14 protein-coding genes are annotated in these 16,387 nt (G+C 44.1%); 5 read left to right on the forward strand and 9 right to left on the reverse strand.

What is annotated here, in order from left to right; genetic code table 11:
- Positions 1 to 27 precede the first annotated feature (27 nt).
- Together ACTF5U_RS01375 and ACTF5U_RS01380 are read left to right on the forward strand one after the other, a co-directional pair.
- Entirely contained in the window at positions 28 to 213 is a 186-nt protein-coding gene (locus tag ACTF5U_RS01375) for a hypothetical protein (RefSeq protein WP_438969837.1), read from the forward strand.
- Positions 214 to 228: 15 nt separating this feature from the next.
- Positions 229 to 2,304: an ATP-binding protein gene (locus tag ACTF5U_RS01380; RefSeq protein WP_438969838.1), complete on the forward strand. Its 2,076-nt coding sequence runs from the start codon at positions 229 to 231 to the stop codon at positions 2,302 to 2,304.
- A 2-nt stretch (positions 2,305 to 2,306) separates the two neighbouring features.
- On the opposite strand, the gene ACTF5U_RS01385 is transcribed toward ACTF5U_RS01380, so the two are convergent.
- On the reverse strand, positions 2,307 to 2,672 hold the full coding sequence (locus ACTF5U_RS01385; RefSeq protein ID WP_438969839.1) for a hypothetical protein: 366 nt from the start codon (positions 2,670 to 2,672) through the stop codon (positions 2,307 to 2,309).
- A gap of 160 nt (positions 2,673 to 2,832) precedes the next feature.
- Between ACTF5U_RS01385 and ACTF5U_RS01390 the strand changes: the two genes are divergently transcribed.
- From ACTF5U_RS01390 to ACTF5U_RS01400, 3 genes are read left to right on the forward strand one after another with little or no spacing between them, the layout of a single operon-like run.
- Positions 2,833 to 5,316: an EAL domain-containing protein gene (locus ACTF5U_RS01390; protein ID WP_438969840.1), complete on the forward strand. Its 2,484-nt coding sequence runs from the start codon at positions 2,833 to 2,835 to the stop codon at positions 5,314 to 5,316.
- Positions 5,313 to 8,837, forward strand: a complete 3,525-nt coding sequence (locus ACTF5U_RS01395) for an ATP-binding protein (protein ID WP_438969841.1) — start codon at positions 5,313 to 5,315, stop codon at positions 8,835 to 8,837. Before ACTF5U_RS01390 ends, ACTF5U_RS01395 begins: the two co-directional genes overlap by 4 nt.
- Before the next feature lie 37 nt (positions 8,838 to 8,874).
- The gene (locus tag ACTF5U_RS01400) at positions 8,875 to 9,828 is read left to right on the forward strand and encodes a GGDEF domain-containing response regulator (RefSeq protein ID WP_438969842.1); all 954 of its coding nucleotides are present in this window, start codon (positions 8,875 to 8,877) and stop codon (positions 9,826 to 9,828) included.
- Here ACTF5U_RS01400 and ACTF5U_RS01405 read toward each other — a convergent pair.
- Genes ACTF5U_RS01405 through fabF form a run of 8 tightly spaced genes read right to left on the reverse strand, consistent with a single transcriptional unit; the run spans position 9,825 to position 16,326 of the window.
- Complete coding sequence (locus ACTF5U_RS01405; protein WP_438969843.1) at positions 9,825 to 10,457, reverse strand: arylesterase; 633 nt, start codon at positions 10,455 to 10,457, stop codon at positions 9,825 to 9,827. The two genes, ACTF5U_RS01400 and ACTF5U_RS01405, sit on opposite strands and share 4 nt — an antisense overlap.
- Before the next feature lies 1 nt (position 10,458).
- Complete coding sequence (locus ACTF5U_RS01410; protein WP_438969844.1) at positions 10,459 to 11,232, reverse strand: TatD family hydrolase; 774 nt, start codon at positions 11,230 to 11,232, stop codon at positions 10,459 to 10,461.
- A 41-nt stretch (positions 11,233 to 11,273) separates the two neighbouring features.
- Complete coding sequence (locus ACTF5U_RS01415; RefSeq protein ID WP_438969845.1) at positions 11,274 to 11,627, reverse strand: PilZ domain-containing protein; 354 nt, start codon at positions 11,625 to 11,627, stop codon at positions 11,274 to 11,276.
- A 6-nt stretch (positions 11,628 to 11,633) separates the two neighbouring features.
- Entirely contained in the window at positions 11,634 to 12,614 is a 981-nt protein-coding gene (gene holB / locus ACTF5U_RS01420; protein WP_438969846.1) for a DNA polymerase III subunit delta', read from the reverse strand.
- 3 nt (positions 12,615 to 12,617) lie between these two features.
- Entirely contained in the window at positions 12,618 to 13,238 is a 621-nt protein-coding gene (tmk, locus tag ACTF5U_RS01425) for a dTMP kinase (RefSeq protein WP_438969847.1), read from the reverse strand.
- Positions 13,238 to 14,248 (reverse strand): endolytic transglycosylase MltG, encoded by a 1,011-nt coding sequence (mltG, locus tag ACTF5U_RS01430; protein ID WP_438969848.1) that lies wholly within the window; start codon positions 14,246 to 14,248, stop codon positions 13,238 to 13,240. Before mltG ends, tmk begins: the two co-directional genes overlap by 1 nt.
- 1 nt (position 14,249) lies before the next feature.
- Positions 14,250 to 15,068, reverse strand: coding sequence for an aminodeoxychorismate lyase (pabC, locus tag ACTF5U_RS01435; RefSeq protein ID WP_438969849.1), 819 nt, complete (start codon positions 15,066 to 15,068; stop codon positions 14,250 to 14,252).
- A 16-nt stretch (positions 15,069 to 15,084) separates the two neighbouring features.
- On the reverse strand, positions 15,085 to 16,326 hold the full coding sequence (gene fabF, locus ACTF5U_RS01440; protein WP_438969850.1) for a beta-ketoacyl-ACP synthase II: 1,242 nt from the start codon (positions 16,324 to 16,326) through the stop codon (positions 15,085 to 15,087).
- Between the last annotated feature and the right edge of the window lie 61 nt (positions 16,327 to 16,387).

The raw sequence follows: 16,387 nt of genomic DNA on the forward strand, positions 1-16,387 counted from the left end.
AGTGGATGGGCGATAAAAGGCAGATTGATGAAAATTTCAGGAGGTAAGGCAAGTGTCTTAACGCCGCCTCAGTTGTTGCTTGATGTCAGTGATTACTGGAATAAGAACAATCAGGTCTACATAGGGGCTGAATATTCCTACTGGTCCAACAAATCGGGTATCAATGGCATGATTGAGCGCGCACCACAGGTTATGATACTTATCCCGTTTTAAAGTGAAACTGGTTTAGTGAAAAAATTACTTATCTTTTTTGAGCAGCATCTCGCAGCGTTAGTGATTTTTGTACTGGGCTGCTTAGCTACAAGTATGCTTGTATTGGTTGAGTATAAAAATATTGAAACCCAGCGTGCTGATACTGCTGACAACATCTTAAAAAAATACGCTTCTTCTCTGCAAAGCTCGCTCGACCGGCGTCTATTCACGTTGGATGCCCTGAATGCCTTCTTATATAGTTATGCCGAATTAGACTTAACAGTTCCAGATGAAGAGTTACGGTTTCGTCATCACTTCAACCATTTTGCTAATGAACTCCATGCTTCAGTTGAAGGCGTTATAAGTTTGCAACTCGCACCTCAGGGTGTGATTCGCTATCTAACGGGTGATGCCAGTAATAATAAAGCCATGGACTATGATTTGTTCGAAGATGATAGTCGCCGGACTCAAATCGTTAATGCTATCTATGATTATCATCAAGTCATTACTGGCCCAATTAAACTCATTCAAGGTGGTGAGGCAATCATTGCCAGGAAAGCCCTATTTAACATGGACTCGCCCAATGCATCGGCGACACGTCTCCGTGAAAAACTGATTATATCTAGCGATAAGCCTGTTCCTGACGATTTTTGGGGATTGGCAACGGTGCTTTTTACAACGGAGTCGTTAATGGCTAAGGCGGGGCTCAGCTCAAGCACATTAAATGGCTATGACTTTGCGCTTAAAGGTCGCCATGGTCTCGGCGATGACGGTGAAGTGTTTTGGGGTGAACCGGTTGTATTTGATGACAAGGCACAGGTTCATAGGATTGAATTTGATGCCGGGGAATGGTTATTAGCCGTCAGAAATAGTAGTGCTTTTCCATTAACGTCACTTGCATCGTTAGCATTACTCGGATTGCTACTGACTTTGGCGGCGGTCTATGCTGAAATTTTGTTATCTCGTAATCGAAAAGCCAGGCAAATCGATTTAGCCAAAGATGCATTCTTAGCCAGCATGAGTCATGAAATCCGCTCACCACTCAATGGGGTAGTCGGTATGACAAGCATACTCAGGCAGACAAGGTTGAATGATGAACAGAAAGTAATCGTCAACGCGATCGATACCAGTGCAGGACATTTGACCGCTGTTATTGGTGATATTCTCGACTTTTCAAAAATCAACGCAGGAAAAATTGAGCTCGATTACAGTTCAGTTCAATTGAGTCAGTTATTTCAACAATGTATTGATATTACCCTGCCTCAAGCCAAACAAAAATCGCAGCACATGCGACTGAATATAAGCCAATCGTTGCAATCAGTTTATTTCAGAACGGATACAACAAGACTTAAACAAATAGTCATTAATCTTTTATCAAACGCGGTGAAATTTACTGAAAGTCAGGGAACCATTGAGTTAAGTGTTAGAAAGGAGATATCCCAAAGTCAGCCACTGTTAAATATCATGATCAGCGATAACGGCATTGGCATGACTGATATTCAACAAAGTCGTTTGTTCCACAGTTTTTCACAAGCAGATACGAGCACCACGCGTAAATTTGGTGGAAGCGGTTTAGGCCTGGCTATCTCAAAAAATCTGGCACTTCTAATGGGCGGGGATATCACTGTTATCAGTGAAATAGACAAAGGCTCACAGTTTACACTCACACTTCCATTCGAAGTTGTTGATATTGACGATGACAATCAACGACCACTGATATCGCCTGAAACCAATAAACAAAATCTGAAAATACTCGTTACGGACGATTTAACCATGAATCAATCAATGATGGTGATGATGCTAGAAAAGCTCGGCTATAGAGCAGATGTGGCAGATGATGGTCAAATGGCGCTGGAAATGCAGTCCCAAAATGAATATGACCTAATATTTATGGATTGGGAGATGCCAGAAATGGATGGCGTTGAAGCCACGCGATTGATTCGTTTAACAGCGAAATCCGAACGTCACCCCTGGATTATTGCGTTAACGGCCAATGCCAGCTCAACCCACAAAGAGAAATGTCTTGAAGCCGGTATGAATGATTACATCACCAAGCCGATAAGCATCGATCAGATAAGAGAAAAAATCACCAAATTAACCTCTACTGAGTGAAATTAGTCACGCATTGTAGAGCCCGAAAACCTTGGGCCCGACGGCCGGTCCTCAAGTTTCATGATTAAGGCTTCTATCGACTGCTGGTCGGCACTGAAAACATAAGGCGCCACCTCAGCCAGCCGTCCCTGTATGTAGGGAGAAATATCAGAATTCATTTTAAATAAACGTACCCGGGTTTCACAAATTTGTTTGATACCTGCTGCAAACCGAGGAACCTGATGTGCCGGTGTCTTATCTTCACCCAGAACCCAATGTCGCGTTTTCCACTCATTAAAACAATCTTCCTCTAATAATCCCAAATCTTTGGCCGATATAGTCAGAGAGAGGCTGAGCGGCAAGAGCATCACTACTACGTTGATTTTCATACTGTAACCTCATTTAATTGCAGTGTATGACCCTTTTTAGTAAGCTGAGTTCAATGGTTAAACCGTACACCTCGGATGAGATTTTTATCTCAATGAAACATTGGGATTGAGGATTATCTGAAACTGTTACAGCGATTGATACTCAATCAGGGGAATGGATATGTTTACCATGGATTGCGAACAATCAGATAGTCCCCCCAAACTACTGGTCGTTGACGACGACCCTTCCATTATTCTGGAGTTATCAGAAACGCTTTCAGAGATGGGCGAGATACATTCAGCCTCATCCGGGGAACAAGCGCTACAACTAATAGAGACTTTGCGCCCAAACCTTGTCTTGCTAGATATAGAGATGCCCGGCATGAATGGGTTTGAAGTGTGTCAGCAACTTCGTGCCAATCCTGTGAACGATGACATTGCTGTGATCTTTGTCACGGCCCACTCCCAACAGGAAAATGAAATTGCTTCGCTGACAATGGGGGCGATCGACTTCATCAGCAAACCAGTTAATTACGAGGTTTGCAAACTCAGAATTAAAAACCAGTTACTTCTTCAAAAACAAAAAAGCAGCTTGAAGAACGCAAAACAGGAGCTGACTCATCTTATTAATCAGATACCCAGCTTTATTTCATACTGGAGCAAAGACTGGCACAACCACTATTGTAATGATGTGCAAGGCAGTTGGTTTGGCTTCAATGCCAGGGAATTGCTAAACCAGCATCTTTCCCTGCTGTTACCCAAGCATGTGACGGAAGATATGAAGCATTGCTTGCCCGATAATTTCGGGACGCATCGTTTGTCCACCTCATTTGAGCTAAGCCCTGGTCAAACGCGTCACTTTATTATTACCTGGTCTGAAGTACACTATCATAATTACGCTGATGGTTATCTGATGACCATGGTCGACATTAGTCATGAAAAACAAGTTGAACAAACCCTATTCCAGCAAAAAGAATACCTCAATATTATTCTCAGAGCGGTTGATGAAGGTGTTATTGCAACCGATATAAAGGGATTGGTTACTTTTATTAACCCCAAAGCAGAATTCATTACTGGTTGGAAACTGTCAGAAGTGCTGGGTCACTCTATTGAAGAAGTGATGCAACTGCGTGATCCCGAAACCAAAGTGAATACAGAAAACCCTATCAGAGTTTGTTTGAGACAACGGCGAGTCACTCGTATGCCACTTAATACACAGTTGGTGTCGAAAGATGGCAGACTGGCTCAGGTAGAACAAACGGCCGCACCCATCCGTGATGTTGAGAGCAATATGACAGGCGCTGTTGCAGTCATACATGACATCAGCCAGTCAATCAGCCTGTCGCTACTGCGAAGTCAAGCAGCCAGTTATGATCAGCTTACCAATGTTCCCAACCGAATCTTTATCCGTGAAAAACTGCAACTAGCCTGTGATGCCGTTAATGCGTCTGATATCTCGGTGGCGATGGCTGTCATCGACGTCGATCAGTTCAAATCTTTCAATGATTCATATGGCAATGGTATCGGTGACGCGATTCTCAAATTACTGGCCAGACGATTATTTGAAAATTATGAGCCAGCACATAGTGTAGGTCGCTTGGGTGCCGATGAGTTTATGGTGATTTTTCGTGATATAGCAAACGCAGAAGAGCTGGAGACCAGCCTACACTCTCTTCTCGATTTATTACGGGCGCCTTTCACTATTGATGATGATAGTTATTCACTATCTGTCAGTATCGGTGTCAGTGTCATTAATGCCAATTGTCATGAACCAGACATAGCTATGCAACGAGCTGATGCGGCTTTGTATCGTGCTAAGTTTGAGGGGGGTGACGTTTACCGTGTATTTTCGAAAGAGCTGGAAATCAGCCTATTGCAACGCCGTTCAATGGAAGATTTATTGCGTCATTGTCTGAATGACACAGACAAACTGAATGTATTTTATCAACCTAAAATCGAGCTCAGTACAGGCCTTGTAATGGGTGTGGAAGCATTGGCTCGTTTACGCGATGACTCAGATAAGATTGTCTCACCAATAGAATTTATACCCATTGCTGAAGAGACCGGCCTCATTGTTCCGCTGGGTAATCTTGTGCTGCAAAAAGCCTGTGAAGACTGTTACGAATGGTCAGAAAAAGGCTTTGATGTGCCTGTGTCGGTCAATATATCTGCAGTGCAGTGCTTAAATAATGATTTTATAGACAGTATCGAAACGACGCTAAAGCGAACCGGTATAAAACCTGGAATGCTTGAGTTAGAAGTGACAGAAACGGCTTTTATTCGCGACTTTGAAGGTACCCTCGAAAAATTCCGGCATCTGAAGAATATGGGGATCACGCTCTCAATAGATGACTTTGGTAAAGGCTACTCAAATCTGACCTACTTGCGTAGATTAGATGTTGATAAGCTCAAGCTGGATATGTCGTATGTACTGGGAATGCTTGAAAACACCCGTGATTATGAAATTGTAAGAACCATTATTAATCTAGGTAAGTCCATGCATCTCGATTTAATTGCAGAGGGTATCGAAACAGTGGCTCATAGGGATGAACTTATGAAGCTGGGCTGTCAATTTGGGCAAGGCTATCTCTATGCAAAACCCTTACCCCTTGAGGGCTTTATAGCGTATCTGGGGAATGGTATTACCCAAGGCCAAAAAGCGTGACGAGGAGGATCAATTTCAAAAAGAACCCTGCCAATATTTTTTTACTGCTGAGTTCATTATTGTTACTGGTTTGCGCTTTACTTATTTTTGTTTATTTTGAACGTCAACATAAACAAGAAGCGCGAACTGAATTACAAGCCTCTCTGTCGCAACAAGCATCAGATAAGCAGAATTTACTCAATAAAACCTTTAAGAGTAATGCGGCTGATGTCCGCTTTTTAACTAATACACCGCCTATAACAGGCATCATACGAGCTTCGGAAAATGCAGGTATCGACCAGATCGAAAATACCAGCATGATGTTATGGCAAGAAAGGTTGGCCAAAATCTTTTATGCTTTTATGAGTAGCCAGCGGGACATAGCTCAAATTCGTTATATTGGAGCAGACAATAACGGCAAGGAGTTGGTCAGAGTAGAAAGACAGCATGGTTCAGGCGCCATGCGGATTATCCCTGACAATCGTTTACAACCCAAGGGTGAGCGCAGGTATTTTCAGAAGACATCAGAACTCAACGCGGATGAAATTTATATTTCCGATATAACGCTGAATCGCGAATTCGGCCGTCTCGATTATCCGCTTTGGCCGACTTATCGCGTTGCTACCCCGGTGTTTGACAACAACGGTGAATTCTTCGGCATCGTCATCATCAATTACAATGCCGAATTATTACTGCAAGCATTTCAAACCAATCTGCCTCAAGATATGTCACTCTTCATAACCAATACAGCAGGCCATTACCTGGCTCATCCCCGAGCGGCTAAATCCTTTGAATATGAACTCGATGACTCGGCTTCATCCAGACAAAATGATTTCACACTCGTTTCAGAGACTGGAAAATTAACAACCTATACTTTAAACACCCGTAGCGAAACAATACTGGCCAGTCAAAGTCGCGTTAATCTTACCGGTGATAGAAAAAACCGTTATATCGATTTTATTGTTTCAGTACCGCAATCTAAGCTTCATAAGAGTATATCGAATCGACGTCAGGCAAGTACGGTCACGCTGTTTGTTATCATCTTAATTGGCGGTAGCATTATTTTGGTCTATAGAAAAATCCTGCTCAAACAGGTGGACCTGAATTACGCTCAATCCCAGTATTCTGCTGTCATTGAAAGTTCACGTGATGCCATCTTGACATTGACTCAACACGGTAAGGTTAACGACTGGAATGAGGCAACTTACGATATTCTTAAGTTACCCCCTTTTAGCATTGCAGAAAGAGCCCTTGAAGACATTATTCAAACTGACGACCAATCACTTTCAGAGAGTGTCTCTGCTTGCCTCGCCGGCCAGTCCACTCCGACCCTGGAAATTAGCACCTATAGTAGTAACAACGAGTTGCTAGCTTTGTCTGTGTCTTTATCGCCAATATATGAAAACAAACGGCACATTGTCGGGGTCTCAACCATTATTCGCGATATCACCGAGCAGACGCACAATAAACAGTTACTGGAACAATTAAACGCATCCCTGGAAGAAAAAGTTAAGGTGAGAACCGAAGAACTCGAAAAAGCCAAAAACGAAGCCATAGAGGCTAGCCAAATGAAGTCCAGTTTTGTGGCAAATGTTAGCCATGAAATACGTACGCCTTTAAATGGCATTTTAGGTATGCATAATCTATTAAAACGTGAAAATCTGAGTCAACGGCAGCAAAGCTACCTGGAGATGGCAACGCATAGTGCCAAATCATTGTTAATGCTGATAAACGATATTCTGGACCTCTCGAAAATTGAGGCCGGAAAACTGGAAGTTGAACAACTCCCTGTCAATTTAATCGATACTATCAGTCAGGCAGCAAACTCGATGGCTGCCCGTGCAATGGATAAGAATGTTGAGCTTGTCTTGGATCTTGCAGATATCAAACATCCCATAGCGATGGGTGACAGCTTGCGAATCAAACAAATTCTGAATAACCTCATTTCCAACGCCATTAAGTTTACTGAAAAAGGTGAAATTCTTATCACTGCTGCTACCAAAGATGACGTCGTTAATGATCGTCTCATCCTCAATATCAGTATTAAAGATTCCGGCGTGGGTATTGAAGAAAACAAACTGAATCGGCTTTTCAAAGCCTTCTCACAGGAAGATATATCGACCACCCGTAAGTATGGTGGCACTGGGTTGGGCCTATCTATCGTCCATAATCTATGTGCTTTAATGGGCGGTGAATGCCATGTCGAGAGCCAGAAAGGTATAGGCAGTACTTTTTCATTTAGTTTAACGTTGAAATCTATGCAGGGAGAAGTCGTAACGCTGGATAATTGGATAAACCTGACTCAATACACCATTCAAATTGTAGAAAGCAGCCCCACCGTTAAAAAGGCTTTGGATAAACTCATCAGTAGCTGGGGAGCAACGACTATTCTTGATGGAGACAGACAGGAAGAAGCCATTGATATCGTCATCAGTCAATTAGGTCAGAATGGTTTGGATGATGACAGTGTCAGACAACATCTGCAGACCTTGTCAGGTCAGGATTTCCGGGAACAATTTATATTCACACTCACATTTAAACAAAGACACAGTCTGGAAAACTCGTCGCCCTCCTTTGCCTATCGAGTTATCTATCGCCCTATTATGCCAATCCAACTGGCTACCGTATTGTCAGAGCTAACCGGCGAACCAATGAGACAAACTTCACCAACTCTCTCGCTTGATAAACAGAGTTCATCCGATCTGTTATCAGCGTTTAAGGGCACGGCGATACTGGTTGTTGATGATAATGAAATCAACCAACGCGTTGCCGAAGGGATTTTGGACTATTACGGAATGACAATCCAGTTGGCTTCTAATGGCGCTAAAGCGATTCAACTGTTAAATGAAACAGCTGATATCGCACTGATTTTGATGGACTGTCAGATGCCGGTGATGGATGGGTTTCAAACCACGGAAGCTATTCGTCACGGGGATGCCGGCACGCATTATAAGAAAATTCCGATTATTGCGATGACAGCGGGTGCTATGACAGGTGACCGTGAGGAATGTATCAGTGCTGGCATGAATGATTACATAGCGAAGCCGCTTTCTGCGGATGATTTAGAAGCCAAAATAAGTCAATGGTTACAGGCACGCAACAATCCATGGACTTCTGATACACAGCGACAGGTAATAGAAACACAAGCAAAACAGACTTCTAACTCAGCAGATAAACCCTTTTGGGAACACGAAGCTTCGTTGGCGCGCTTATTATCCAATGAAGACCTCTTTATCAAAATGCTGGAAATGTTTGAACAGCAAACACCGGATTTACTCAATGAACTGGACGAACAACTGAAACAAAGAGACTTTGACAAAGTTAAAAAAACCGCACATAAACTCAAGGGAAGCGCTTCTGCTATTGGCGCTATAATGGTGTTAGATGCAGCTCACGATCTGGAAAAAGCCGCGACAGAGGAACAGGAAACACTCTCTGATAATGCTGCTGACTCAATCCAACAAGAAGTCGATAGAATGTTGGCAGCCATAAACGCATACAAAAAAGAGAAGTTCGGTAATCAAGGTCCATCGGGCAGATGATTACCTCAGTTCAATCAAATAACGGATTGCATATGTTATGAGAGTCTTAATCGTTGATGATGATCCCACCATCCGCATGACCCTTGAAGGCCTGCTCAATAAACACGATTGTGACATTATTCATGCATCATCAGGTCAAGGTGCGCTAACGATAATTCAATCTGAGGATCCGCCTGATATTATTTTCATGGACTGGGAAATGCCGGGGCTTAGTGGGGTCGAGGTCGCGACATTAGTGAGAGAAACCGTTGAAGAATATCAACCTTATGTGATCATTATTTCTTCATACAATTCGACGGAACAGATTATAGAAGCGCTCTCTTATGGGGCCGATGACTATATTACTAAACCGATTGATGGCCGCCTGCTTAATGCCAAATATGCTGTTGCCAACCGGATCATTGGCATTCAGGAGAAGTTACGACAAACCAATGAGGTACTGGAAAAACTCGCCTATTATGATGAGTTAACCGGTGTGCTCAACCGTCGTTCTGGCGCGGCTAGTTTTCAGGTCGAACTTGAACGCTGTATTCGAAAAGATCAGAACATCGCTGTGGCTATGGTGGATATCGACCATTTTAAAAAAATTAACGATGTCTATGGCCATCAGGCGGGGGATAAAGTCTTAAAGTCTTTCGCCAACACACTTAAACAGACACTTAGACCTTATGACATCATCTGTCGCTACGGTGGTGAAGAATTTATGTTGATTACTGAAATCAATCACGAAGCGCAAGCTGTTGATTTATTTGAACGTGTTCGGCAGAAGATCAAAAAAACCAAGATAAATTTCGATGATCACATACTCTCTCTTACCGCCAGTTTCGGAGTATATATCACTGTCCCCCGAACAGATTTATCATTACACACAATGGTACAACACGCGGATAAGGCGCTATACGAAGCGAAAGGTAATGGACGTGATCGTGTCGAGGTAGATTCAGCTATAGAGGCTAATGACAATGGGGATTTTGACGTAGTTGCTGATTAATTTAAGGCGCCATGTCTGAGTAGCAAAGTTTGCACAGCTTCTGCCAATAATTGATAGCCAGCCGCGTTCGGATGAATGGCATCTGACTTCAACGCATTATTTGATTCAATGTCGGAAATAATGTCATTTTCCAGCAGCACACCGTTGGCAATAGCGACTTGTTGATACAGTTGCGCCGGTTTGAGGAAAACACCAGGCTTGGGTACAGACAGCATCACTACCTCTGCTCCGCTCTCCCGAATTTTTTTAATCATAATGCTAAGATTGTGTTTTAAGCTATCGACATCGTGTTTACGAATCAAATCATTACCACCGTGACAAAGTAATACCAGATCGGGCTGGTACTTTGCCAATAAGGCATCAAGGCGGGCCACACCTTCCTGACTCACTTCACCGGGAATACCGGCATTAATAACCTGTTTACCGGATAACTGAGTCAATACTGCAGGATAACTTTCGGTTTGATGGTTCGCGCCTGTACCATAAGTGAGGCTGTCACCAAATGCCAGAATAACTGCATCATCGGATAACGCTTCCAGCCGTATAGACTCATTATCACTGCAGGCTGAAACAACAATCAACAACAGCACTAAAAGGCCGTGTTTCAGTAACGCTGTGTTTCGGGGCATTTTATTGTACTGTCGAAGGAAATAGACGCTGGAAATTAGCGGTTGTGGCAGCGGCAATGTTCTCGACAGTATCACCACGCAATTCCGCTAAAAACGCTGCCACATGTTTCACATTGACCGGTTTATTAGTTTTGCCACGATGTGGAACAGGTGCCAGATACGGGGCATCCGTTTCAATTAGGATGCGATCCAAGGGTAATTTTCTGGCGACTTCCTGCAGTTCTTTCGCATTTTTGAAGGTGACAATGCCGGATAAAGAGATGTAGAAACCGATATCTAAGGCGCGCTGAGCAGTTTCCCAGTTTTCCGTGAAACAGTGAATAATGCCACCGGCCTCTTCTGCCTTTTCATTTTCCAGAATGGTCATTGTATCTTCACGGGCTTCGCGAGTATGAATGATGAGCGGTTTACCAGTTTGTTTTGCCGCTTCGATATGGACTCTGAAACGATCACGTTGCCATTCCAGATCTCCCTCACTACGAAAATAATCAAGCCCCGTCTCACCAATGGCAATGACTTTCGGATGGGTAGCCTCTGCGACGAGTTCTTCGACGGTAAACTGTTCATCCGCTTCAACATTGGGGTGAATTCCAGCACTGGCCGTTATATGAGGATAAGTGTCAGCAATGGTTTTAACCTCCGCGCAGCTTTGCTTATCAATGGCGATGCAGAGAATGTGTTCGATGCCACTATCGGAAGCTTCAGCGACCATAGCATCGATGCCGCCCGGTTCATCGGCCAGCATGTTTAAATGACAATGGGAGTCGATATACATAAATGTGTTTGTTTGATTGAAAATTGTGTAACGCCAGTGCGTTACATGGTGTATGTGGCTTTATCAGACTTTAGCTTATCGACCAGATAATTTTCGATTTTACCGCGGACGACCGAAGCGCCACCATCAATATCACTAAAATGGACACCAATCCCAGCTGCCTGATTGCCTTGAGCGCCTCTTGGCGTTATCCAAACGATGTTCCCAGCTACGGGTAGCTTTTCCCCCTCATCCATTAGCGTGAGAAGAATAAACACTTCTTCGCCAATCTGATACATTTTGTTAGTGGGAATAAACAAGCCACCATTTTGCAGGAAAGGCATGTATGAATGGTAGAGCATATTTTGGTCGGTAATTTTCAAAGACAAAATGCCCTTGCGTGGATTCATAGCCATAGAAACTTACCTGTTTGGTTCCTGAAGATGGTTAATTTGATCTACGTGTTGCTTTACCGTGACCATAAAATCCTCTATTAACAATATCTTGTTCACGTTATTTTGAGATGATATTAACTTTATTGTTGCAACGATGCAATCTGAAATAGCCCAGTATTGTTGGATAAGTGCTTCTGAAACACCTTGCTCGGCTAATAACAGCGATTCAATTTTTGCCTGCATTAAAGATTGAAGTTGATACATCACCGATTTTAAATCAAATTGTTGCCAACTTGCAGCCATTTGCACAGGGTTGGCCTCACCCTTCATTAATACAGCAATATCTTTCATGATGGTCTGACTTTGAACCAGTCCCTCATGTTGAATATGTAATGCCTGTAACGGTGCGCCGTGCGCTATCTTTAATAAGGCCTGCCACGCTTTTTCATCATGCTCAGATTTCTGTTGGCTCAACCACACCAGTGATTGAGCCTGATCCGGTACCGGAATGGCGATAGTCTGACAGCGACTTTTAATAGTAATGGGTAATTGCTGACTATTTTCAGAAATCAGGATCAATACCGAATTGGGCTGCGGTTCTTCCAGCAATTTCAACAGACTGTTATAGGCACTGAGGTTCATTTGATCCGCATGGGTGATGATCACCGTTTTACTGGGGGATACCTTCGGCATCAAGGTTTGGCTAGCCTTTAATTGTCGAATCTGATCGACCTTGATTTGCTTACCTTCATCCTCAGGTGTCACCACAGTATGATCCGAGTGGGTTCCGGCAGCCAGTAACTGACAACTATGGCAATGACCACAGGCCTCGAACTCGTCGTTTTGGCTCAGACACAACAGACTGGCAACAAAATTGTCAGCAAAAACGTGTTTTCCCAATCCTTTAATACCACTCAACAGAATCGCGTGTGGAATACGTTGGGCTTGATGCATCTGAATGACCTGCTGCCAGGCTTGTTGATGCCATGGGTAAATCAGTTCAGGCATGTATTACAAAAGCTCCGTCAATGCGGCTGTGACCTGTTCTGCGATAGCATCGATACTCTTGCTGGCATCAATGACTTTAATGCGCTTCGGTTCGTTTTCAGCGCGATTGAGATAGCACTGCCGAATCTTCTCAAAAAAAGCCGTTTTTTCCTGTTCGAAGCGATCTTTTTCCTGATTACGCTTCATCACGCGTGTTTGACCAACATCAACTGGCAGATCAAATAACAGAGTAAGATCGGTACGAATGCCCTGTAAAGTCCAGTCTGAAATCGATGTAATCCGATCGAGATTCATTCCGCGACCAGCACCCTGATAAGCGAAAGTGGCATCAACAAAGCGATCAGACAATACCCAGTCACCACGCGCTAACGCCGGTTTGATAACCTGCTCAAGATGTTCCGCTCTTGCAGCAAACATTAGCAACAATTCGGCATCGTGGCTCATACCTTCATCCCTGGGGCTTAACAGTAATTCACGAATCTGTTCTCCGAGCGCGGTTCCACCCGGTTCACGTGTGACTACAATGGTTTTACCCTGCTGCTCAAGGAATGACTGGATAAAGCGCATCTGGGTGGATTTTCCTGCGCCTTCGATGCCTTCTATGCTGATGAATTTTCCGTTCATTATCGTTTCAATTGATAACGCCTGACGGCATTATTATGATCTCTCAGGTTGGTTGAAAAAACATGACGTCCATCTTCACCGGTTGCTACAAAATAGATTGTATTTCCCTCTGCCGGATGCAATGCAGCTTCGATGGACTCGATACTGGGCAGGCAGATAGGCGTCGGTGGTAATCCCGCTCGTGTATAGGTGTTAAATGGTGTATCGGCACGTAAATCTTTCCTACGCAGGTTACCATCGAACTCGTCACCAAGACCATAGATAACCGTGGGATCGGTTTGTAATCGCATGCCTTTCTCTAAACGGCGAACAAAGACACCAGCAATCTGTGGTCTTTCATCCGCTACCGCTGTTTCTTTTTCAATGATAGAAGCCATAATCAGCGCCTCATAGGGGGTTTCGAATGGCAGGTCGTCATCTCGATTGTCCCAGGCTTCATCCAAAGCCATCTGCATTTGATTATATGCACGACTCAAAAAAGCAATGTCTGTGATATCCGTTGGAAAATGATAGGTTTCAGGTAAAAACCACCCTTCCCCGTTTTTGTCTGCTTCGCCTAAAGCAGCCATGACCGATGCTATCGATCTATTTTCAAGTGTTGACTTTATTTTAGGGTGAGCTACGACGGCATCAATTAGGGTTTGAGCTGTTATACCTTCAACAATGGTGAAAGCATTCATCACCACTTTGCCTGATACCAATATCGATAAGAACTCCGGCATGGTGACACCTGGCTCAATGTGATATTCACCAGCTTTAATTTTGTGTGCCTGATTTGTCAATCGACCATAGGCTTGCAGGTACCACGGTGGTAAGGTACTCAACCCTTGGTTATAAATATCGTTGCTGATGTTTTTGAGGTTACTGCCCGGTGTTACTGTGTAGGTTGTTGCCTGTTTTGTATTCATTGGGCTTTGCATGAATTTCTGGTATTGCAATAGGCCATAGCTACAAGCGATGGCAACAATAAAGGCAGGCAGGATAGCTTTCAACAATAAAGTTTTTTTCATATTAACGTGCAGCACTTTCAAGGACAGTCTGTAATTGGCGGGTAATGGGACCATGGGGCCATATCGAATCTGTTCCAGTTAACGCTGTCACTGGCCAGATAGTAATAATGCTATTAGTGAGAAAGACTTCATCTGCTTCAAGTAAGTCTTTTTTGGACAGCGGTTTTATCTGTGTTGCGATGTCGTTTTTTTCAGCAAGCTTCAACACTTCAGCACGCATGATGCCGGCGATACCCGCCTGGTTGATTGGCGGCGTTAACAGTTGTCCGTTTTTGACAATAAACAGGTTACTCATTGTGCCTTCAATGAGATTGTCATTGATATCAAACATTAAACCTTCACTGATGGCCGGGTCATCCCATTCACTCCGTGCCAGCACTTGTTCAAGGCGATTAAGATGTTTAATACCTGCCAGAGACGGATTTAAACCTAAGCGAGCATCACACATACGGACAGTAACGCCCTGCACATTGGTTTGTGGGTAGTCAGGCATGATGTGAGAAGAGATGATACGGATAGGTTCGTTTTCTGTCGGCGCTTTATAGCCTCTACCACCAGAACCACGGGTGAGTATCACTTTTATGACACTGTCTTCTGCCGTTTGTGCGCACAACGTGGCCAGTTCAGCTTTAAGGCTGTCGGGTCTAGTGAAATGGAAGTTGAGACGATCACACCCAAGCTTTAACCGGCTCAGGTGTGATTCTAAAAACTCAAGCTCACCCCGACGAAAGGCAAGGGTTTCAAACAGTCCATCGCCATATTGCAGACCACGGTCTGAAACAGGGATTCTGTTTTCCGGTTGTCCGTTAATCAGAATCACCGGCGGTCTCCGGTGCTTAGCTTAATTTTTTGAAAATGACTGTGCCATTGGTGCCACCAAAGCCAAACGAGTTCGACATGGCAACATTAATTGGCATCTGTCGTGCCGTATGGGGAACATAGTCCAGATCACATGCTTCATCCGGATTGTCCAGATTAATGGTTGGCGGTGCGACTTGATCCCGAATGGCAAGAATACTGAAAACAGCTTCTACACCACCGGCAGCACCTAATAAGTGACCAATCATGGATTTGGTAGAACTGACAGCCACATCTTTGGCGGCATTACCCATAGCATCTTTAATCGCCATTGTTTCTGCTACATCACCGGCAGGTGTCGATGTCCCGTGTGCATTGATGTAATCAATTTCGTCCGCGTTGAGTTCAGCATCTTTCATCGCATTTTTCATACAACGTGCAGCGCCTTCACCGCCTTTTGAAGGCATGGTCATATGGTACGCATCACTGCTCATACCGGAGCCGATAAGTTCAGCATAAATTGTCGCGCCACGCTTAACAGCATGTTCGTACTCTTCCAATACTATGACACCGGCGCCATCACCGAGAACAAAACCATCACGGTCTTTATCCCAAGGCCGACTGGCTGAAACAGGGTCGTCATTACGGGTAGATAATGCACGTGCAGCAGCAAAACCACCCAGGCCGGTTTTAGACGTTGCCATTTCAGCGCCACCGGCAACCATAACATCCGCTTCACCGTACTGAATCATGCGACCAGCGGCTGAAATACAGTGCGTACCTGTTGAGCAGGCTGTAACGATTGCTGTATTAGGCCCTTTCATGCCATACATGATCGACAGGTTGCCAGAAATCATATTGATAATATTGCTGGGGACGAAGAACGGGGAAATTTTGCGTGGGCCACCGCTCAGGTAATTGTCATAACCTGCTTCAATGCCTGGCAAGCCACCAATACCTGAACCAATAGCAACACCAATACGTTCTGCATTTTCTTCGGTTACTTGCAAGCCAGAATCTTCGATGGCTTCTTTTGCAGCTGCGACGCCGTAATGGATAAAGGTATCCATCTTTTTGGCATCTTTTTTAGAGATAACAGATGTGACATCGAAGTTTTTTACGCTGGCGCCAAACTTGACACTGAAATCGGTTGTATCGAACACAGTTAATGGCGCAACACCACTGTTGCCCGCAACAATATTTTCCCAGCTTTCTTTAACCGATAAACCAACTGGCGTTACGGCACCGAGGCCGGTGATGACAACGCGTCTTCTAGACATCAGGATTTCCCCTTAAACCTGCAAGGTATATACACAACATAGCCGCCTAGCATGCGTGACA

The sequence above is a fragment of the Methylophaga sp. genome (genome assembly GCF_965655755.1).
In the GTDB taxonomy this organism is placed as follows: Bacteria; Pseudomonadota; Gammaproteobacteria; order Nitrosococcales; family Methylophagaceae; genus Methylophaga.